This is a genomic window from Achromobacter sp. JD-1, from assembly GCF_038594925.1.
GTDB lineage: Bacteria > Pseudomonadota > Gammaproteobacteria > Burkholderiales > Burkholderiaceae_B > Achromobacter > Achromobacter spanius_C.
Genome location: NZ_JBCGCS010000024.1, coordinates 34,663 through 53,935, shown reverse-complemented (window position 1 = coordinate 53,935; position 19,273 = coordinate 34,663). Strand labels below are relative to the sequence as shown.

The window sequence follows — 19,273 nt, the reverse complement described above, 5'->3', positions numbered from 1 at the left end:
AAATTATGGCGAGCATCCAGCACCCTGGCATCCGGGATATCCCTAGACACGCCGTTTTTCAGACAAGTACGAGTTGGCCCCGTTTGCGCAAGAGCTGCGGTACTCTGTCGTCGCCAATTTTTGGAACACCGCCCTGGAGCACGAATTGACCGACCTCGACACCAGCGAGACCCCGTCCGACCGCTATGCCGTTCCCGCGCTGGAGCGCGGCCTGCTGCTGCTTTGTGAATTCAGCAGGAACGACAGAACGTTGACGGCGCCCGAGCTGGCCCGCCGGCTGTCGATTCCACGCTCCACCGTATTTCGCCTCTTGACCACGCTGGAACGCATGGGCTTCGTGCGCAAGGTGGAATCGGGCACCGCCTACCGGCTGGACATGGGAGTGCTGCGCCTGGGTTTCGAATACCTGGCGTCGTTGGAATTGACCGAGCTGGGCGGGCCGCTGCTGGAAAAGTTGCGCGATGCGACCGGCCTGCCCTCCAACCTGGTGGTGCGTGACGGGCAATCGGTGGTGGTGGTGGCCAAGTCTTCGGCGCCCACGCCGTTTGTCAGCACGGTGTATGTGGGCACGCGCCTGCCCGCGCATTCCACGTCATTGGGGCGCGCGCTGCTGTGTGATCTGACGCTGGACGAACTGCGCGCCCTATATCCGGAAACGCCGCTACAGGGCTTTACGCCGCGCACCCCCGCTACGGTGGAAGCACTGCATGACATGCTGCGGCAGGACGCCGAGCGGGGTTATGTGCAAGACACGGGCTTCTTCGAAGCCGCCATCGCAAGCGTGGTCGCGCCCGTGCGGGACCAGAGCGGCCGCATTGCCGCCGCCATCGGCGTGACCATTCCCGCCGCGCAGTGGGAAGGAGGCAGCCTGGACCAGGACGCCATCGTCGCGGCCGTGCGGCAAAGCGCGGCAGCCTTGTCCGGCTTGCTGGATCACGCGCCGCGCTGATCGGCGCGCCGCTGGTTCGCGCGCCAGCGGCTGGGGCGGCTGGGTCATACCCTGCTCGTGTTCGCGGCGCGGCTTACACGGCCGGTGCGCGGGCCTTCTCCGACATCCGGCCGTACGAAATCAGCATCGAGGCCAGTGCCTGCGCGGCCGGCGCCAAGGGCACAGCCGCACGCTGCACCACGCACAGATCGGAATACGGAATCGGCTCGGCAATGTCCAGGGCTGATAACTTGTATTCAAAGCCGCTTTGCTGCAAGACGAACTCGGGTCCCAGAAACAGGAAGTCCGAACTCGTGATCAGGTTCAGCGTGTCCAGCAGGGACTCCACCGAGATTGCGATGTTCGGCTCGGGCAGCCCGTTCAGCTTGAACCAGTCGCCCAGGCGGTTCGACGGCGTGCCTTCCTCGCCCAAGCGGGCGGTGTTCACCCAGTCGCTGCCCACCAGTTCCCGAATCGACGTTGCTGGCCTTAGCGGATGCCCCTTACGGCACAGGATGCGCGGCCGGGAGGCCGTGAGCCGATCACTGCGCAAGTCCGTCATGTCGCTGCGTTTGGACACCAGCGTCACGGCAAAGTCCAGCCTGCCTTCGCGTATGCCCGACAGCAAGGTCGTGGACGGCCCGCTGGCCACATGCACGCTGACGGCGGGGTGCTGGTCACGCAACTGCGCAATGCACTGAGGCAGGAAACGCGCGAACGCCTCGGATGATGCGCCGACATTCAAGCGCCCGCTCAACTGCCCGCGCAAGGATTGAAAGTCCTGCTCTGCCCGCTCGCATTCGCCCAGGATGATGCGGGCGCGCGCCAGCAAGGTATTGCCGTGATTGGTCAGCACGATGCCGCTATTGGCGCGCACGAACAGCGCCGCGCCCAGGCTTTGCTCCAGCCGGCGAATCTGTTTGGTCAGCCCGCTTTGCGCCACGTCCAGCGAACGGGCTCCCGCTCGGATGCTGCCGTGCTCGACGACGGCCAGGAAGGCCTTGAGTTGGTCCAGAGTCATAGCGTTTACGCCGAAAACCTTTGGTTATCGTGATGGCTTTTTTTGCATCTTACGCCATCCCCCTCTGCTTCCTACACTGGTCTCAACGATTCCTGATCACGACCCCTAATCTGGTGAGACGACCTTGAGCAAAGACCTATTTTCGCGTGGCGAAGAAATCCGCAACGAAGTCCTGGGCGCAGCCTATGTGAGTCATTCCGCTGCCGCCACCGATGCATTCAGCGAACCGATGCGCGCCTTCGCCATCCGCAACCTGTGGGGCGACATCTGGGACCGCCCGGGCCTTGACCGCCGCGCCCGCAGCCTGGTCAACCTGGGCATGCTGGCCGCGCTGAACCGCCCCAACGAACTGAAGATCCATATCCGAGGCGCGCTGAACAACGGCCTGACCCGCGAGGAAATCGGCGAAGTCTTCCTGCAATCCGCGCTGTACTGCGGCGTGCCCACCGGCAGCGAATGCACGCGCATCGCCAAGCAGTTGTTTGCCGAACTCGACGCCGAAGCGGCCAAGCCGTGACCCGCGTGTCCGCGATTCCAAAGGTGGCGACCGTGATGTCCTATTCAGAGATCGTCCAACAATTGTTGGTGCAGTTGCTCGGCCCGGATCCGAAGATCGGGTCATATGTCCATGGCGCCCTGCTGGCGGGCGATGGCGAGCCCATCACCATTACCAACCCCACCGACGAAACCACGCTGTTCCGCTACGCCGATGCCAGCCCGCCGCAGGTGCAAGCGGCCTTGCAAAGCAGCCAGTCGGGCTTTCTGGCCTGGGCCGCGCTATCCGCCCAGCGTCGTGGCGAACTGCTGATGGCGCTGTCGCAAGCGGTGAGCCAGGTTGCCGACCCGCTGGCGCGTCTGGAAGCCGCCAGCACCGGCAAAGCCATCAAAGGTTGCAGAGCGCAATTGGCGGCCGTCGCCGAAATTTTTCGCTATTACGCGGGTTGGACCGACAAGTTCGGCGGCAATGTGGTGCCGGTACCGGGCGGGCAGTTGAACTACACGCTGCGCGAGCCGCTGGGTGTGGTGTTTGCCATCATGCCGTGGAATTCGCCCCTGTACCTGGCCGCATGGAACATTGCGCCGGCCCTGGCCACGGGCAATGCCGTCCTGATCAAGCCTTCGGAGCTGACGCCCTTGTCGTCGCTGGTGCTGGCCCATCTGGCGGTGCAGGTCGGCTTTCCGCCCGGGGTGATCAATGTGCTCAACGGGCTGGGGCAAACGATAGGCGACCCCGTCATTGCGCATGATCACATCAAGAAGATCGTCTTCGTGGGGTCGGTGGGCACGGGCCGCAAGGTCAACGCGCAAGCCGCCAAGCGGCCGATTTCCTGCCTGCTGGAGCTGGGTGGAAAATCCGCCAACATCGTTTTCCAGGACGCCGACCGCAAGGCAGCGGTCAGCGCTGCCGTGGTGGCGGCCTTTGCGAACACCGGGCAAAACTGCGCGGCCGGCTCGCGCTTGCTGGTGCAACGGCCGATCTACGACGACTTCGTGGCCGAACTCGCGCAGGCCGCACAGCAATACAAGGTTGGCGCCCCTCTGGATGAATCCGCCGACAGCGGCCCGATCAACAACCTGGCGCAACTGAACCGCATTGAATCCCTGATTTCCGTGGGCCTGGCCGAAGGCGCGCAATGCGTGGCGGGCGGCAAGGTGGCGGCGCGCGGCCAAGGCTACTACGTTGAACCCACGGTGTTGAAAGACGTCACCAACACCATGCGTATCGCGCGCGAAGAAGTATTTGGCCCCGTAGTCGTCGCCATCCCCTTCGACACCGAAGAAGAAGCCATCGCCATTGCCAACGACAGTGAATTCGGCCTGGCGGGCGCCGTATGGACGCGCGACATCGCCCGCGCCCATCGTGTCGCGGCGGGCGTCAGGGCGGGTATTTTCTGGATCAACATGTACCGCGACATGCATGTCTCGACGCCCTTCGGCGGCTATGGCAGCAGCGGCTACGGGCGCGGAAGTGGCGTCGAGGCCTTGTACGAATACACCCAGACCAAAAGCGTCTGGATCCCCATCGGCACGGGCGCTTGAGCCTGGCCGACCCCTCACTCAGAGAACACGCATCATGTCGGACATCAAAGCAATTGGCGTTATCGGATTAGGAAAAATGGGGCGCGGCATGGCGGCGTCGCTCAAGCGCGCGGGCTTTCAGGTCACGGGGCTGGATGCCAGCCCCGAGCTGACCGCCCGCGTGGCCCAGGAAGAAGGCATCAACGCCGCCGGCACGCTGGCGCAACTGCTGGCGGACGTGCAGGCCGTAGTGATGTCGCTGCCCAACTCGGCCATCGTGCGCAAGCTGGTCGAAGGCGAGGATGGCATCGCCGCCCTGGCGCCGGCCGGCCTGCTGTTGATCGACACCACCACGGCCGACCCCACCGTCACCCAGGCCCTGGCTGTCGTCCTGCGCGCGCGCGGCGTCAGGTTCGTGGATGCGCCGGTCAGTGGTGGCCCGCGCGGCGCGCAAAGCGGCGATCTGACGATGTTCATCGGCGGCGCGCCCGAGGATCTCAGCGCCGCCGAACCAGTGCTTTCCGCACTGGGAAGCAAACGATTTGTGATTGGCCAGGTGGGCGCGGGCCATATCGCCAAGCTCGTCAATAACCTGCTGGTCGCGTCGCACCTGCTCACCGCCAGCGAAGCCTTCAGGATTGCCGAGGCCGCCGGGGTGAACACCACGCAATTGATTGAGGCCGTCAACGCAGGCTCGGGCCGCAGCGGTGTCACGCTCTACAACTATCCCAGCCGCATTTTGAACAAGGGCTTCGACTCTGGCTTCACCATGCAACTGATGCGCAAGGATGTGCGCCTGGCCATCGACATGATGGCGCAGGCGGGCCTTGCCCTGCCCATCAGCAGCGAGGTCGGCGCGGTGTGGGCAGCCAGCGCCGACAGTATCGACGACACCGAAGATTTCAACCGCATCGTTGAACTGGACACGAACGCCGTGGACACAAAAAGCGCCATCGCCTACGGCTGACACCTATCCTACCGACCGGACCGAAGGTGCATAGACGCCTCGGCTCGGGTGTCGTTGTCATCACCAACAGCAACCTATCTACTAGGTATCAAGGGGAAAACATGAAGATCAAAACATTGGCATTGGGCTTTGGACTGGTGGCGTTGTCCGCGGGGCTGGGCATGGCGCCAGCACAGGCGGCATTCCCGGAAAAACCCATCCGGCTGGTCGTGCCCTTTCCAGCAGGCGGCACGGTCGACACCGTGGCCCGCATTCTGGTGCAAGGCCTGGGTGCGCGGCTGGGTCAGCAAGTGGTCGTGGACTACAAGGCGGGCGCGGCCACCATCATCGGGGCTGAATCCGTGGCCAAGTCCGATCCAGACGGCTACACACTGTTGCTGGGCACCGCGACCACGTTTTCCGTAAACCCAATTCTGTACAAAAAGCTGCCTTATAACGAGCAAACCAGTTTCACGCCCTTGGGCATCGTCGGCTCGACTGGCCTGGTGCTGTTGGCCAACGACAAAGAAAAGGCATCGACGCTGCCTCAGTTGATCAAGAACATACAAGCCAACCCAGGTGCCTATTCCTATGGCTCGCACGGCAACGGAACCACCGTTCATTTTGCCGGCGAAATGTTGTGGTCCGCCGCGGGTGTCAAAGTCATGCATGTGCCCTACAAAGGCAGCGCGCCCGCCATCACCGACTTGATGGGCGGCCAGATTCCCCTGAGCTTCGATGCCATCCCCGCCGCCGCCGCCGCGTTGAAAAGCGGCCGCATCAAAGCCATCGCGGTCACCACGGAAAAGCGCTCGCCGATGATGCCCGACGTGCCGACCATCGCGGAAAGCGGCTACCCCGGGTTCAAGATGGATTCCTGGTTTGCCGTCGTGGGCCCGAAGGACTTGCCGGCCGATGTGCGGAGAAAGCTGGAGCTGGCCTTGGCGGATACGTTGGCCGACAAGGCAACCTCCGACAAACTGCTGGCCGCCGGTATTCAACCCGGCTTCGAGCCCGGCAGCTCCTACGCGCAACGGGTCACGGCAGACATCGCGAAGCTGCGCCCGATTGCCACCGCCAACAATATCCAGAAGAACTGAACCCGCGCGCGCGCCACCGCGGCATCCTGGCCTTCAAGTCAGGTCAGGCAGCCCGGGCAGCAGTTTTTCCAGCGTGATGGGGTAGTCGCGCACGCGCACGCCGGTGGCGTTGTAGACCGCGTTGGCAATCGCCGCGCCCACGCCGCACAAGCCCAGTTCGCCCACGCCCTTGGCCTTCATGGGCGACGAAATCGGGTCGGTTTCGTCCAGAAAAATCACCTCCTGACTGGGGATGTCGGCATGCACGGGGACCTCGTAGCTGGCCAGGTCGTGATTCACGAAATAGCCCACGCGATCGTCCACCGCCAATTCCTCCATCAGCGCCGCGCCCACGCCCATCGTCATGGCGCCTATCACCTGGCTGCGCGCGGTCTTGGGGTTCAGGATGCGCCCCGCCGCGCACACGGCCAGCATGCGGCGGATGCGCGTTTCGCCAGTGGCGGCGTCCACCGCCACCTCAACAAAGTGCGCGCCAAAGGTGGACTGCTGGAACTTCTTGTCCAGGTCGCCGAATTCCAGGATGTCTTCGGCCACCAGCTCACCGCCGGCCGCCGCCTCACGCAGCGTGGCGATACGGCCGCTGGCGTCGGTCACCGACCCGTCCGCGAACCCCGCGCCGTCGCCGGAAAAACCCAGCCGTTGCAGGATGGCGGTGCGCAGCTTGTCGCAGGCTGCGTACACGCCAGCCGTGGAACTGTTGGCGCCCCATTGGCCGCCTGACCCGGCCGACACCGGGAACGAGGAATCCCCCAGCCGCACGATGACTTTGGCCAGCGGCACGCCCAGCATTTCAGCGGCCGTTTGCGCAATGATGGTGTAGCTGCCGGTGCCGATATCGGTCATGTCGGTTTCCACAATGACCTGGCCGGCCGCATCCAGGCGCACACGGGCGGCCGACTTCATCACCAGGTTATTGCGAAACGCCGCCGCCACGCCCAGGCCCACCAGCCAGCGGCCTTCGCGCCGCGAGGCGGGCCGCGCGCGCCGCGAGGCCCAGCCGAAATGGTCCGCGCCCACACGCAGGCATTCAATCAGGCGCCGTTGCGAGAACGGGCGCTCGGGCTTGGCAGGGTCCACCTGCGTGTCGTTGCGCACGCGGAACTCCACCGGGTCCACGCCCGCGGCCTCGGCCATTTCGTCCACCGCGATCTCCAGCGCCATCATGCCTGGCGCTTCGCCCGGCGCGCGCATCGCATTGCCTTCGGGCAGGTCCAGCACCATCAGGTTCAGCGCGGTCAGCCGGTGGGCGCCGGCATAAAGCAGGCGGGTCTGCTGCACGGCTTCTTCGGGACCGCCGCCCGGCAGATCGCCCGACCAGCTTTCATGGCCGATGGCCGTGATCTTGCCGTCTTGCGTGGTGCCAATGCGTACCCGCTGGATCGTGGCCGGGCGGTGCGTGGTGTTGTTGGCGATCAAGGGCCGCTGCAATGCCACTTTGACCGGCCGGCGCGCCGCGCGCGCGCCCAGCGCGGCCAGCAAGGCGTCGGCCCGCACGAACAGCTTGCCGCCAAAGCCGCCACCGATGTAGGGCGAGATCAGCCGCACTTTTTCGCGCGGAATTCCCAGCGTACGAGCCACGTCGCCGCGCCCCCAGGCGATCATTTGATTGGACGTCCACAAGGTCAGCGAATCGCCTTCCCATACCGCCGTGGACGCATGCGGCTCCATCATGCAGTGGGATTGGTCGGGTGTGGTGTAGGTGTGGTCTATCTTTACCGGGGCTTGTGCGTAGGCGCTTTCGAAGTCGCCGACGCGGTCTTCGCGGGGGTTCGGTTTGCCGCCGCCTTCCTTGCCGACCTTAGCGCTGGATTCCTTTTCCGCCGCCAGGTCGAACGCGCCAGGCGCGCGTTCATACTGCACGCGGATCAAGCGGCTGGCGGCGCGCGCCTGCTCCAGGTTTTCCGCCACGACCAAGGCGATGGCCTGGTGATAGTGCTGGATGTCTGGCCCGCCCAAGAGCGTGGCGGTGTTCATCTTGCCCTTGCCCAGCTTGCCGGCGTTTTGCGCGGTTACCACCGCCAACACGCCGGGTGCGCGGCGCGCGGCCTCGATGTCCATGGCGCTGATGCGACCCTTTGCAATAGCCGCGCCCAGCACGTAGCCCACGGCGGCCTGGGGTGCGACATCGTGGCGTTCATAGGCGTAGGACGCCGTGCCGGTGGTCTTGAGCGGGCCGTCGATGCGGTCGACGCCATGGCCCACGACCTTCAATTGATCAATGGGGTTTTCAGTAGCGGGAGTATCGAATTTCATCGCGTCAGGCCCTCGCTTGCGCCAGCACTGCACTCAGGGTTCTAGCCGCCAACGTCAGCTTGAACGCGTTGTCTTCGATGGGTCGCGCGTCAGCCAGCAGGCGGTCGGCCACCGCGCGGGCGCCTTGCGGCATGGCGGCGTCGGCCGCGTCCATGCGCCACGGCTGTGGCGCCACGCCGCCCAGCGCCACACGGCCGCTGCCGTCTTCCTGCACCACGGCGGCCACGGACACCAGCGCAAAAGCGAACGAGGCACGGTCGCGCACCTTGCGGTAGACGTGCACGCCGCCCACCGGCTTGGGCAGGTTCACCGCGGTGATCAGTTCGCCGGCTTCCAGGTTGGTATCGATGTGCGGCGTGTCACCGGGCAAGCGGTAAAAATCCGCAATCGGAATCACACGCGTGGCGCCGTCGGGGCGCACCGTTTCCACCTGGGCATCCAGCAGGCGCATGGCCACCGCCATGTCGCTGGGATGCGTGGCGATGCAGGCCTCGCTGGCCCCTATCACGGCTAACTGGCGCGTCACGCCGCCCATGGCGGAACAACCGGTGCCGGGCGCGCGCTTATTACAGGGCATGTTGGTGTCGTAGAAATACGGGCAGCGCGTGCGTTGCAACAGATTGCCGGCGGTGGTGGCGCGGTTGCGAATCTGCCCGGAGGCGCCTGCCAGAATGGCGCGCGACAGCACCGCGTAGTCGCGCCGCACCCGCTCGTGGGCAGCCAGGTCGGTGTTGCGCACCAAGCTGCCCACGCGCAAGCCCCCGTCTGGCGTTTCTGTAATCTGGTCCAGGCCCAAGCCGTTCACGTCGATCAGATGCGTGGGGGTTTCGACTTCCAGCTTCATCAGGTCCAGCAGGTTCGTGCCGCCCGCGATGAAGCGCGCGCCACGCACCTGGGCGGCGCTGGCGGCGGCTTCGGCGGGGGTGCGGGCGCGCTCGTAGGTAAAGGGCCTCATGCCTTGCTCCCCGCCACCTCGGTGATGGCTTCGACGATGTTCGAATACGCGCCGCAGCGGCAGATGTTGCCGCTCATGCGTTCGCGGATTTCCTCCGCGCTCAAGAGTGGGCGCTCGGTCAGGCTGGCGCTGACGTGGCTGGGCACGCCTTGCGATACCTCTTCCAGCATCGCCACCGCCGAACAGATCTGCCCGGGCGTACAGTAGCCGCACTGGTAGCCGTCATGCTTGACGAAGGCGGCCTGCATCGGGTGCAGTGCGGTGGGCGTGCCCAGGCCTTCGATGGTGGCGATCTCGGCGCCGTCATGCATGACGGCCAGCGTCAAACAGGAATTGACGCGGCGTCCGTCAAGCACCACCGTACAGGCGCCACACTGGCCGTGGTCGCAGCCCTTCTTGGTGCCGGTCAGGTGCAGGTGTTCGCGCAGCGCGTCCAGCAGCGTCGTACGCATGTCCAGCGACACCTCGCGCGCCGCGCCGTTCACGCGCAAGGTCACGGTGGCGGACATGGCTTGCATGCCGGCCTGCGAGCCCTGCTGGGCGGCAGTCATCGATGGCGCGGCCATCGCGGTGGCGGTGGCCGACGCAGCGCCTGCCTTGAGCAGGTTGCGACGGGTGATCTTGATGGCAAGCGAATTTTCCAAGGCAGCCCCTTTGTCTTAGTCGGCAACGCGAACCACGCCGCGCTCCAGGTCGTCGGCCAGCAACCCGCATTCCCGTAGCGAATGGGTGCTGGGCGGGGTGGTGTGCCGGATGCGCTCTTGCGTCAATTCGGCCAGGATGGACACGGCGATTTCCGGCGGTGTGCGGCTGCCGATGGGCAGGCCCACCGGCCCGCGCAGGCGCGCCACCTGCGCTTGCGTGAAGCCAAAATGTTCAAGCAGGCGCTTGCGGCGCTGGTCGTTGGTACGCCGCGAACCCAGCGCGCCCACGAAGAATGCTGGCGACGGCAGCGCTTCCAGCAGCGCCATATCGTCCAGCTTGGGGTCATGCGCCAGCACGATGATTGCCGTGCGGATATCCGGAGCCAGGGCTGTGACAGTGTCGTCGGGCATCGTCGTCAGCAGCCGTGTGCCCGGCACATGCCACGACCCGGCGTATTCCTGGCGCGGGTCGCACACGATCACTTCAAAGCCCAGCGCCATCGCCATGGGCGCGATGTAGCGCGCGATGTCGCCCGCGCCCACCAGCAGCAGACGCCATTGCGGCCCGTGCAGCGTGGTCAGCGTTTTGCCGTCCCAATGGAATTGATCGCCCGGCTGGGCAGACGCCAAGGCCGCCATGCCGGTGTCCAGGCTGAGCGTTCTTTTGACCAGTTCACCGTTGTTCAAGCGTTCGGCCAGGCCTTGCAGCAGCGCGACGTCGGGGTCGGGTTCAATCAGCAATTCCAGAATGCCGCCGCAGGGCAGGCCAAAGTTCAACGCTTCGTCGCGGGTGGCGCCGTAGGTCAGCGCATACGGGCGTGGCTGCCAAAGCCCGCCGCGCCGTATTTTGTCGATCAGGTCGTCTTCAATACAGCCGCCCGATACCGACCCCACTATGCGCCCATCGTCGCGCACCGCCAGCCAGGATCCGCGTGGCCGTGGCGAGGCGCCCCAAGTGTTGGCGACCGTAGCCAAAATGAATCGGTGGCCCTGATGGCGCCAGCTCTCGATTGCGGCTAAAACCTGCAAATCCAGGCTCTCCATGTGTTGCCCTCCAGATATCGAAACCACTGTAGCAGCGCGCCGCCCGACAAGAAAAGAGGCAAAATCCGCATACTCTGATCAGCAGAACTCCCCAACGCGCCAGTGCGCCGATGTGCCGATGTGCCGATACGACGGAGCGCCGACTCGCCAATCCAGCAATTACCATGCCCAGCTTCGCATCCTCTCTTACGCTAGACGCATCCGCTGCACCGGGACCGTGCGTGGGCGTGCTGTTGGCGGCGGGCCACGGGCGACGCTACGCCGCCATCGCGCCGGGCCAGGACAAGCTGTTGGCATTGCTGGACGATGGCACCCCGGTTGCCGTGGCTTGCGCCCGTGCGCTGCGCCAAGCCACCGCGCGCACCATTGCGGTGCTACGCGCCGACCAAACGGCGCTGCGGGCGTTGCTGGAATCAGCAGGGTGCGACATCGTGCTGGTCAGCGCGGAAGCCAACGGCATGGGCGATAGCCTGGCGACGGCCGCGCGTCATTTGATGCGAGAGGCGCAATCCCCGAACTTGACAGAGTCCGCCTGCCTGATCGCCCTGGCCGACATGCCGTGGCTACGCGCCGATACCTGTTTGCGGGTTGCTGCCGCGACCAGCCAGCATCGCATCGTGGCGCCTACCTGGCAGGGCCGCCGTGGACATCCGGTGGCGTTCGCGCGCGCGCTCTGGCCGGAGCTTGCCGCGCTATCGGGCGATGTGGGCGCGCGCAGCGTGTTGATGCGCCATCCGGTTCATGAACTAGCGGTCGACGACCCGGGCGTGCTGGCGGATGTGGATGCGCCGCGGGACTTGAATTCCAAGTCCTGACGCGCGACCCGCGCCGCCACGGCATCCTTGATGGCGTTCTTGATGGCGTTCTTGATCGCGTGCCATGCGGCGGCGTCCATGGCGCCGTTCAGGGCTTGTCCGCAATCCCCGCGTCACGGATGATCTTGGTCCAGCGCGCCTCTTCCTGCTTCACGTATTCACCCAGCGCGGCCGGCGTGCCCACGCTGGCGACCAGCCCTTCCAGTTCCAGCGCCGCCTGAAATTCCGCCTTGCCCGACACCTTCTTGATGGCCGCGTTGAGCTGGTCGATGACCGCCTGCGGCGTGCCCCGCGGTACGAAGACGCCATACCAGCTATCCACGAAGTAATCGGCTTCGCCCGCTTCCGCCACGCTGGGCACGCCCGGATACGCGGGCGAGCGGTCTTTGGTGGTGACCGCCAGCGCGCGCAGCTGCCCGTTCTTGATCTGGCCGCTGACGCTGGCCGAGGTAGAAAAGATCATGTCGATCTGCCCACCTATCAGGTCGTTGATGGCCGGCCCCGCCCCCTTGTACGGCACGTGCAGGATGTCGACCTTGCCCAGGCTCTTGAACAATTCCCCCGCCAGATGCGCCGACGTGCCGTTGCCGTACGAGCCGAACGTCAGCTTGCCGGGATGCGCGCGCGCGTAGGTCAGCAAGTCCTGCACGCTTTTGAATTGGGACTTGGGCGACACCACCAGCACATTGGGCGACTTGCCGATCATCGCCACCGGTGCGAACGCGGCTTCGGTGTCGTAGGGCAGCTTCTTGTGGATGGCCGGGTTGACCGCATGGGCGAAGGTCGCCATCAATAGCGAGTAGCCGTCTGGCGGACTCTTGGCCACGTTTTCCGTGCCGATAATGGTGCTGCCGCCCGGCCGGTTCTCGACGATGACCGATTCGCCTAGCTCGTCGGTCAAGCCCTTGGCTAGTTGGCGCGCAACGATGTCGGTGCCACCACCCGGGGTGAACGGCACCACGATGCGCAGCGGCCGGTCTGGAAACGCCGCGTGCGCCTGCGGTGCGCAAAGCGTCGCCATCGTCAGCGCGGTGGCGGCCACGGCCTTGGCGGATAGCCATGCAAATTTCTGGGTCTTCATGCTTGTCTCCTGATATTTTTTTGCGCCGGTCTGATTGCGGCGCCTCTGCAAAAAAGGGCGGCCGAATGACCGCGCCCGGTCAGTCCTTCAACACCACGACGCCATCCGCCGCGCAGACGCCCTGCCCCAAGGGCTTGACGAACAAGGGGTTGATTTCGGCTTCGATCAACTGTGCTTGCAAGGCGGTGGCCATGCGCGCAAACGCCAGCACCGCCTGGATCAGCGCGGGCACATCCGCTTTGGGGCGGCCGCGATATCCGTCCAGCAAGGGCCAGGTTTTCAGGCGTTGCAAGGCGGCAAGTACCGCGTCTTCCGTCAAGGCCGCGCCATCTTCCGGCAGCAACAGCAAGGTCGTGTCGCGCACCAGCTCGGCCACCACCCCGCCCATGCCCAACAGCAGCGCCGTACCGACCGTGTCGCGATGCAGGCCGACGATGACCTCGGCCGCGCCCGTCACCATCTCTTGCACCAGAAAGGCCTGGGGCGGCTGGCCCGTATGCCGCTGTACGTCTTGCGTCATCTGCCGCAGGCGCTCTGCGATGTCTTCGGGCGCCACGTTGACCGCCACGCCGCCCACATCGCTTTTGTGGGTGATCTTGCTGGACAACAGTTTGAGCACCACGCGTGGCCCCAAGGTGGCGGCCGCGCTGCTTGCCTGAACGTCGGACGTGACCGTGATTTCGCGCACGCCGGGTATGCCGAACCGGGCGAACAGCGCCTTGGCCTGAGCCTCGTCCAGCGAGCCCCGCTCGGCGCAAAAAATCGGTTCGGTGGCCTTGGACCGCGGCTGCACTGGCGCGGCACGTTCCTTGTTGCGCTGCACGCGCCACATGGCGGACAGCGCCGCGCCGATGCTCTCGGGCGCTGGGAACGCAGGGATGCCGTATTGGCTAAGCACCTCGGCCGCGCGCGGCGCGTGTGGGCTGACGAAGGCCATCAAGGGCTTGCTGCTTAACGCTAGTGAATCGCGCAACGCATTGGCCATCAGTTCAGGCTGCGCCACGCCGGACGAGCCCACCACAACCACCAGCGCATCGTACTGATCGCTTTCCAGCACGATGCGGATGGCGTTGCGCAACAGGTCCGGCTGCAATCCGGCCAGGGTCACGTCGATGGGGTTGCGGTCCAGGGCGGCGTGGTCGCCGGTTTGCAGCGCCCGCAAGGCGGCGCCGGTGGCCGCATCAGGCGCGGGCAGTTCAAAGCCCGCCACGCCCAGGCTGTCGGCCACCAGCGTGCCCGCTCCGCCGGTTGAGGTCAGCACCGCTACACGCGGGCCGCCCAGCTTGCGTTCGCTGGCCAGCGCGGCGGGAATGTCCAGCAGGTCTGCAAACGTCTGCGCCCGAATGACGCCCACGTCGTCGAACAACGCGTCGTACATGGCGTCCGCGCCCGCCAGCGCACCCGTGTGCGACGCGGCGGCCTGCGCGCCGGATTCCGAGCGGCCAATCTTGAACGCCACGATGGGCTTGCCCGCGGCGGCTGCCTTGCGCGCGGCGGCGCGAAAGGTCTTGGGGTTGCGGATGCTTTCCACATACAGCGCGATGACGCGCGTGGCGGGGTCGTCGGCCAGCGCGTCCACAAAATCGGCTAGATCCAGATCGACCTCGTTGCTGGTGGAGATCAGCTTGGACAGTCCAATGCCACGCGCCGCCGCGCGCGACAGCAAGGCGCCCAGGATGCCGCCGCTTTGCGACACCAGGCCCACCGCTCCGCTGTGCAGGTCATCAAGTTCCAACGCGCCGCTGGCCGATAGCGTGATGCGGTCCGTCAGGTTGACCAGGCCTATTGTGTTGGGACCCAGGATACGCATGCTGCCCGCCGCGTCGCGCAGTTCGCGCTGACGGCGCACGCCCTCTTCGCCAGTTTCGGAATAGCCGCTGGCCAGCACGATGGCCGCGCCCGTGCCGATATCGGCCAGGTCTCGCACGGCTTGCTGCGTGTGCTGGGCGCTTAGCAGCACGATGGCCACGTCCGGCGCTTCCGGCAAGGCGCGCACATCGGGGTAGCAGCGCAGCCCGGCAATCTCGGACGCCTTGGGGTTGACCGGATAGATGCGGCCCTGGAAGCCGTGCTTCTGCAAATAGGCCACGGGCCGGCCCGAGGTCTTGGCCGGATCCGCCGACGCCCCCACCACCGCCACGCTGCGCGGCCGCAGCAGCTTTTGCAGGCCGTTCATTGGGCTGCTCCCGGGGCCTTGGCCGTCTTGGCCTGGGCCATCTTCGCCAGAAACTCCGCCACGGATTCGCGGTGTTCCGTGCTGGTGTAGCAAATGCCCTGCGCCTGGCTGCCCATCGCGAACACCTGGTCCGCCGTCAGCTCGGAACTCTGGTCCAGAATCGACTTGCTGAGCGCCAGCGCCGTGGCCGAGCCTTGCGCCAGTTCGGCCGCCCAAGCCTGGGCCGCGCGCACCTCGTCCCCGGCGGGTGCCAGGCGGTCGGCGATCCCCAAGGCCAAGGCTTCGTACGCCAGTACCTTGCGGCCGGAATAGATCAGGTCCTTGGCGCGCGCCAGCCCCACGCGGCGCGGCAGAAAATACATGCCGCCGCCATCCGGAATCAGCCCGCGCGCAATGTAGCTCCAGGTGAATGACGCCGCTTCAGATGCCACGATGAAGTCGCAGCTAAGGGCCGTGTCCGCGCCCAACCCGGCGGCCGCGCCGTTGACGGCCGCGATGGTGGGCTTGGGCATGCGATACAGCAGGCTGACCGCGTGGTGCACCCGCTGCTGCCGCGACCAGCCGTTGAAGGCGACCTCGCCCGAGGGGGCGTCCATGCGGCGCTGCATGCCCGAGATGTCGCCGCCCGCGCAAAAGCCCTTGCCTTCCCCGGTCAGCACCAATGCCCTTGTGCCCCGGTCGGCGCTCACGGCCTCCAGCGCGTGGATCAATTCGGTGCGCATGGCGTCGCTGATCGCGTTGCGCTTTTCCGGGCGGTTCAGCGTCAGCGTCGCCACTCCGCCGTCCAACTGCAGTTTGATGAATTCGTAGTCCGCCATCTTGCTTGCTCCGTCTTGGTCGATGGGCCAGCCGGTCCCTATGACGGGTTTTTCTCGGCTGGCGATATCGACACGGTAGGCGCTACAGTTGGCGAATACACGCACCTATTTCCACTAGATGGAATTGCTAATGACGACCCGGACATCAGAAATTTCGGCCGATTTCTCGGCCGCCGCTCCGCAACGTTTCGATGGCATCAGCCAGAACCGCTCGCTGGCCCGTGGCCTGGACATCCTGCGGGCGTTCAAGCCCGGCACCGACCTGCTGGGCAATGGTGAACTTGCCGAACGCACTGGTTTATCGGCGGCAACGGTCAGCCGCTTGACGCAAACCTTGGTGACCAGCGGTTTTCTGGAATACGAACGGGGCGCGCGCGCCTACCGGCTGGCCGCGCCCGTGCTCAGCCTGGGACACGCGATGCGCGCCGCCTCGCCCGTCTTGAAAGCGGCCACGCCATTCATGCAGGATGTGTCCAACAAGCGCAAGGTCAATATCGGTCTGGCCAGCGCGGACCGCACGGAAATGGTTTATCTGGAATCCATCCGCTATAACCGCAAGGCCTCGCTGCGCACCATCGTGGCGGGCCAACGGGTGCCCATTGAACTGACTTCGTTAGGGCGCGCTTATCTGGCCACCCTGGATGCCAAGGCGCGCCAGGCGCTGCTTGAGGAAATAATGCAGGGCTATCGCAGCGCGTCGTGGAAACCGATAAGCGCCGAGGTCGGCAAAGCGATTGAGAAAGTTTCCGCCACAGGAGTTTGCCTGGCGTCCTGGCAACCGGGGGTAGTCGCCATGTCCACGCCCTTGGCCGTGCCCGGCGGGCAAATGCTGGCCTTGAACCTTAGCCTGATTACGGATGACACGGCATCAACGGTAGAACGGCAGCATGCGGCGGCGCTGCTGGCGTTGAGAGACAAGATTGTTCATGAGTTGGAACGTCGTGGGCCCGGTGGCTAGCACACCAAGGATCAACCCCGGACACCGGTCACGGCCTTGATGCGGCGGATGCTGCGTGATTGTTCTTCGGTACAGCCGCCCTCGGGACCGCCTTGCGGGTCGCCCTGACCCGGGATATTCCATTTCAGGAAAACATCTTTTCTGATCAGCACGATTATTCGTGGATTTTCCGGATATTCCACACAGATAATCTCGTGTCGTAGTTTTTGTGATGGCCAGAGCACCAGTAACGAAGCCACATGCACAAGCACTGCCCTATTCAGCATTCCGGATTTACACCTCTACAAGAACGGCGCAGTGTAGAGAGTGATGCGACCCCGGTCTTTAAGAAAGGCAATCAAACCAGACAGAAAGTATCTAACCCATTAACTATTTCAATTTATTCTGCAACAAACCCAAAAAGATAATATGCACGAATAATGCATCTTAATAAAAGACGATTAACCGGCCGAGGCGCCCAGGGTATTTTTATAGACCTTTCCGTCTTTCATGATCAGCCGCAAATTATTCGTCGGGTCGCCCAGAAAATCCAGATTGCGTGAGGGGTCTCCTTCGGCCACCAGAATATCTGCCAAAGCGCCCACGGCGATACGGCCCAACGCGCTCGGATACGGATTGCGCTCGCCGGACAGCCCCAGCAGTTCGCCGTTCACACCCGTGGCTTGGGCAAGCAGGGTCAATGGGTCGTAAAAGCGCACCAGCTTGGCCAGTTGCCGCCCTTGGCTGGGTGTGTTCTTGGCGTTGAACAAAATGTCGGTGCCCCAACCCGTCTTGATGCCGTATTTCTGCGCAAGCTCATAAGCGTTGACCGTGCCTTCGGACACGCGCTGCTGGCTGGCGCGCCGTTCGGCATCCGGATAGGTGTTGGCGTCTTCGTCCTGCAAAAACGGTTGCAGGCTCCACCACACGCCCTCGTCACGCATCATGCGCGCACTGGCGTCATCCGCCAGTTGGCCATGTTCAATGCATTTAACGCCGGACTTGATCGTGCGCTGGATGCCCTTGGGCGTGTACACGTGCGCCATCACATAGGTGTTCCAATCCGCCGCCGCGTCCACTGCGGCACGCAGTTCCACTTCAGAAAACTGCGTGCTGTCCAAGGGATCGTAAAGCGAGGCCACGCCGCCGCCCGCCATGACCTTGATCTGCGATGCGCCCAACATCAATTGTTCGCGCACCCGGCGCAAGACTTCGTCGGCACCGTCGGCAATCATCGCGACGCCCACGCTTTCCACCAGGCTCAACGGCGCGTTGGCCGCGCGCGGCACTTCGCTGCGCAAGCGGAAATCTCCATGTCCCGCCGTTTGGGAAATCATGGCGCCGCTGGGGTAGATGCGCGGCCCGGGCACCATGCCTTCGTCGATGGCGCGCTTCAAGGCGAACGCGGGGCCACCGGCGTCGCGAATGGTGGTGAAACCGCGCATCAGGGTGCGCTCGGCTTCCTCGGCGGCCGCAATGTACAGGTAGCCCAGGTCGGCCGTCATCGCCGTGGTTTGCGCTACCGCCGCCAGCATCGAATGCCAATGCACGTCGATCAGCCCGGGCATCACCAGCTTGCCCTGACAGTCGATGACCTGGGCATCGGCAACGGATACGCCAGCGGCCGGCAAGTCGGTAATCACATTGCCCTTGATCAACACCTGCACGCCCTCTTGCACCGCTTTGCCGGTGCCATCGAACAGGCGCAGGTTGGTCAGCAGCAAGGGGCGAGCAGGCGTGGCGGGATGGCGGAAGATATCGGTCGCTGCGGTCGCGGCGCGCGCGCCCATGAAGGGCATCGCCATGGCCGCCACGCCGCCCAGGAACTTGCGTCGCGACATATCCGCCATCACGCGCTGGTAGATCAAGCGGCACGCCACGCTGCCGCAATGGCAGGGGCGTCTGCGGCTGAATAGATAGGTCTGGGAAGTGTCGCGCTGGACTGCGGTGGAACGGGCCATCGAGTTCTCCTGACATTGAGTGCCTGGCCAAAGATGGTCCGATGCTACTCAATAAACAGAAGCGTGGCGACACGATGCCAGCGGCCGATATACGAAGCGAAATAGGAAGGCGTGATGCGATGCCCTTATGGCCTTGCCGCTTACTGCGCCATGCGGCGCAATCGTTGCAGTTCCGCCTGATTCAAGCGCCGCGCTTCCAGCTCGGCATAGTCTCGTTCGCCGGCATCGTAAGAGCCTTCATGAATGCAGCGGCTGCGCAAGAATTTGCAGTTGTCGCTGACCACGCGTTCGGACGCGGCGGCGGAGGCCGGCTCTGACGACCCGGGAAGTATCGATGAGCAACCGGCAACCAGTCCGGCCAGCATGAGCGCCACAGCGGGGCGGCCCAGCGTTTGAATCCACATTTTCCTAATCCTTGCGTCGCTGCGGTAGCTGTCTTTATAGCAAGGCTTCGGCGAGCAGGCCGTACCAAGTGGTAGCAGTACGTGCGAGGGGTACGTCGAAATCAACACTTGCATATTAGGACATTATGACCTAACTTTCACTTAAGGCCGGCGCATCTCGCGCAAGGTCAC

The 19,273-nt window shown here is 64.7% G+C and carries 18 protein-coding genes; 7 read left to right on the top strand and 11 right to left on the bottom strand.

Annotation, left to right across the window (positions count from 1 at the left end):
- Positions 1-145: 145 nt before the first annotated feature.
- Positions 146-949, top strand: coding sequence for an IclR family transcriptional regulator (locus WBR68_RS26725; protein WP_050449312.1), 804 nt, complete (start codon positions 146-148; stop codon positions 947-949).
- A gap of 73 nt (positions 950-1,022) precedes the next feature.
- On the opposite strand, the gene WBR68_RS26720 is transcribed toward WBR68_RS26725, so the two are convergent.
- Positions 1,023-1,949: a LysR substrate-binding domain-containing protein gene (locus tag WBR68_RS26720; protein ID WP_050449283.1), complete on the bottom strand. Its 927-nt coding sequence runs from the start codon at positions 1,947-1,949 to the stop codon at positions 1,023-1,025.
- A 124-nt stretch (positions 1,950-2,073) separates the two neighbouring features.
- On the opposite strand from WBR68_RS26720, the gene WBR68_RS26715 reads away from it, so the two are divergent.
- The 4 genes from WBR68_RS26715 to WBR68_RS26700 all read left to right on the top strand — a co-directional run bounded on the left by WBR68_RS26715 (position 2,074) and on the right by WBR68_RS26700 (position 6,014).
- Positions 2,074-2,466, top strand: coding sequence for a carboxymuconolactone decarboxylase family protein (locus tag WBR68_RS26715; protein WP_050449284.1), 393 nt, complete (start codon positions 2,074-2,076; stop codon positions 2,464-2,466).
- 35 nt (positions 2,467-2,501) lie between these two features.
- Positions 2,502-3,989, top strand: a complete 1,488-nt coding sequence (locus WBR68_RS26710) for an aldehyde dehydrogenase family protein (RefSeq protein WP_230695719.1) — start codon at positions 2,502-2,504, stop codon at positions 3,987-3,989.
- 43 nt (positions 3,990-4,032) lie between these two features.
- Complete coding sequence (locus WBR68_RS26705; RefSeq protein ID WP_230695742.1) at positions 4,033-4,935, top strand: NAD(P)-dependent oxidoreductase; 903 nt, start codon at positions 4,033-4,035, stop codon at positions 4,933-4,935.
- Between the two features lie 101 nt (positions 4,936-5,036).
- Positions 5,037-6,014 (top strand): Bug family tripartite tricarboxylate transporter substrate binding protein, encoded by a 978-nt coding sequence (locus WBR68_RS26700; protein ID WP_230695718.1) that lies wholly within the window; start codon positions 5,037-5,039, stop codon positions 6,012-6,014.
- Positions 6,015-6,047: 33 nt separating this feature from the next.
- Here the strand turns inward: WBR68_RS26700 and paoC are convergent, their stop codons facing one another.
- The 4 genes from paoC to WBR68_RS26680 are packed head-to-tail and all read right to left on the bottom strand — an operon-like array spanning position 6,048 to position 10,910.
- Positions 6,048-8,267, bottom strand: coding sequence for an aldehyde oxidoreductase molybdenum-binding subunit PaoC (paoC, locus tag WBR68_RS26695; protein ID WP_230695717.1), 2,220 nt, complete (start codon positions 8,265-8,267; stop codon positions 6,048-6,050).
- Positions 8,268-8,271: 4 nt separating this feature from the next.
- Complete coding sequence (locus WBR68_RS26690; protein ID WP_230695716.1) at positions 8,272-9,222, bottom strand: FAD binding domain-containing protein; 951 nt, start codon at positions 9,220-9,222, stop codon at positions 8,272-8,274.
- A complete protein-coding gene (gene paoA / locus WBR68_RS26685; protein WP_230695715.1) occupies positions 9,219-9,866 on the bottom strand; it encodes an aldehyde dehydrogenase iron-sulfur subunit PaoA in 648 nt (215 codons plus the stop codon). The genes WBR68_RS26690 and paoA overlap by 4 nt, the downstream gene beginning before the upstream one ends.
- A gap of 15 nt (positions 9,867-9,881) precedes the next feature.
- Positions 9,882-10,910: an XdhC family protein gene (locus WBR68_RS26680; RefSeq protein WP_230695714.1), complete on the bottom strand. Its 1,029-nt coding sequence runs from the start codon at positions 10,908-10,910 to the stop codon at positions 9,882-9,884.
- 164 nt (positions 10,911-11,074) lie between these two features.
- Here WBR68_RS26680 and WBR68_RS26675 point away from each other — a divergent pair, with 164 nt between their 5' ends.
- The gene (locus WBR68_RS26675; RefSeq protein ID WP_230695713.1) at positions 11,075-11,725 is read left to right on the top strand and encodes a nucleotidyltransferase family protein; all 651 of its coding nucleotides are present in this window, start codon (positions 11,075-11,077) and stop codon (positions 11,723-11,725) included.
- An 88-nt stretch (positions 11,726-11,813) separates the two neighbouring features.
- Here WBR68_RS26675 and WBR68_RS26670 read toward each other — a convergent pair whose 3' ends face one another.
- The 3 genes from WBR68_RS26670 to WBR68_RS26660 form a co-directional block, all read right to left on the bottom strand.
- Positions 11,814-12,806, bottom strand: a complete 993-nt coding sequence (locus WBR68_RS26670) for a Bug family tripartite tricarboxylate transporter substrate binding protein (RefSeq protein ID WP_370641286.1) — start codon at positions 12,804-12,806, stop codon at positions 11,814-11,816.
- A 79-nt stretch (positions 12,807-12,885) separates the two neighbouring features.
- Positions 12,886-14,982 (bottom strand): acetate--CoA ligase family protein, encoded by a 2,097-nt coding sequence (locus tag WBR68_RS26665; protein WP_230695712.1) that lies wholly within the window; start codon positions 14,980-14,982, stop codon positions 12,886-12,888.
- Positions 14,979-15,800: an enoyl-CoA hydratase/isomerase family protein gene (locus WBR68_RS26660; RefSeq protein ID WP_230695711.1), complete on the bottom strand. Its 822-nt coding sequence runs from the start codon at positions 15,798-15,800 to the stop codon at positions 14,979-14,981. The genes WBR68_RS26665 and WBR68_RS26660 overlap by 4 nt, the downstream gene beginning before the upstream one ends.
- 130 nt (positions 15,801-15,930) lie before the next feature.
- Between WBR68_RS26660 and WBR68_RS26655 the strand changes: the two genes are divergently transcribed.
- Positions 15,931-16,758 (top strand): IclR family transcriptional regulator, encoded by an 828-nt coding sequence (locus WBR68_RS26655; RefSeq protein ID WP_230695710.1) that lies wholly within the window; start codon positions 15,931-15,933, stop codon positions 16,756-16,758.
- An 11-nt stretch (positions 16,759-16,769) separates the two neighbouring features.
- Here WBR68_RS26655 and WBR68_RS26650 read toward each other — a convergent pair whose 3' ends face one another.
- The 3 genes from WBR68_RS26650 to WBR68_RS26640 form a co-directional block, all read right to left on the bottom strand.
- A complete protein-coding gene (locus WBR68_RS26650) occupies positions 16,770-16,940 on the bottom strand; it encodes a hypothetical protein (protein WP_157055491.1) in 171 nt (56 codons plus the stop codon).
- 258 nt (positions 16,941-17,198) lie between these two features.
- Positions 17,199-18,698: a metal-dependent hydrolase family protein gene (locus WBR68_RS26645; RefSeq protein WP_230695709.1), complete on the bottom strand. Its 1,500-nt coding sequence runs from the start codon at positions 18,696-18,698 to the stop codon at positions 17,199-17,201.
- 140 nt (positions 18,699-18,838) lie between these two features.
- A complete protein-coding gene (locus WBR68_RS26640) occupies positions 18,839-19,102 on the bottom strand; it encodes a hypothetical protein (protein WP_050449297.1) in 264 nt (87 codons plus the stop codon).
- Positions 19,103-19,273: the final 171 nt, after the last annotated feature.

Coding starts and splice junctions, on each gene's coding strand:
- WBR68_RS26720 (WP_050449283.1), bottom strand. CDS start 1,949: ATGACTCTGGACCAACTCAAGGCCTTCCTGGCCGTCGTCGAGCACGGC.
- WBR68_RS26710 (WP_230695719.1), top strand. CDS start 2,502: ATGTCCTATTCAGAGATCGTCCAACAATTGTTGGTGCAGTTGCTCGGC.
- WBR68_RS26700 (WP_230695718.1), top strand. CDS start 5,037: ATGAAGATCAAAACATTGGCATTGGGCTTTGGACTGGTGGCGTTGTCC.
- paoC (WP_230695717.1), bottom strand. CDS start 8,267: ATGAAATTCGATACTCCCGCTACTGAAAACCCCATTGATCAATTGAAG.
- WBR68_RS26690 (WP_230695716.1), bottom strand. CDS start 9,222: ATGAGGCCCTTTACCTACGAGCGCGCCCGCACCCCCGCCGAAGCCGCC.
- WBR68_RS26680 (WP_230695714.1), bottom strand. CDS start 10,910: ATGGAGAGCCTGGATTTGCAGGTTTTAGCCGCAATCGAGAGCTGGCGC.
- WBR68_RS26675 (WP_230695713.1), top strand. CDS start 11,075: ATGCCCAGCTTCGCATCCTCTCTTACGCTAGACGCATCCGCTGCACCG.
- WBR68_RS26670 (WP_370641286.1), bottom strand. CDS start 12,806: ATGAAGACCCAGAAATTTGCATGGCTATCCGCCAAGGCCGTGGCCGCC.
- WBR68_RS26665 (WP_230695712.1), bottom strand. CDS start 14,982: ATGAACGGCCTGCAAAAGCTGCTGCGGCCGCGCAGCGTGGCGGTGGTG.
- WBR68_RS26660 (WP_230695711.1), bottom strand. CDS start 15,800: ATGGCGGACTACGAATTCATCAAACTGCAGTTGGACGGCGGAGTGGCG.
- WBR68_RS26655 (WP_230695710.1), top strand. CDS start 15,931: ATGACGACCCGGACATCAGAAATTTCGGCCGATTTCTCGGCCGCCGCT.
- WBR68_RS26645 (WP_230695709.1), bottom strand. CDS start 18,698: ATGGCCCGTTCCACCGCAGTCCAGCGCGACACTTCCCAGACCTATCTA.
- WBR68_RS26640 (WP_050449297.1), bottom strand. CDS start 19,102: ATGTGGATTCAAACGCTGGGCCGCCCCGCTGTGGCGCTCATGCTGGCC.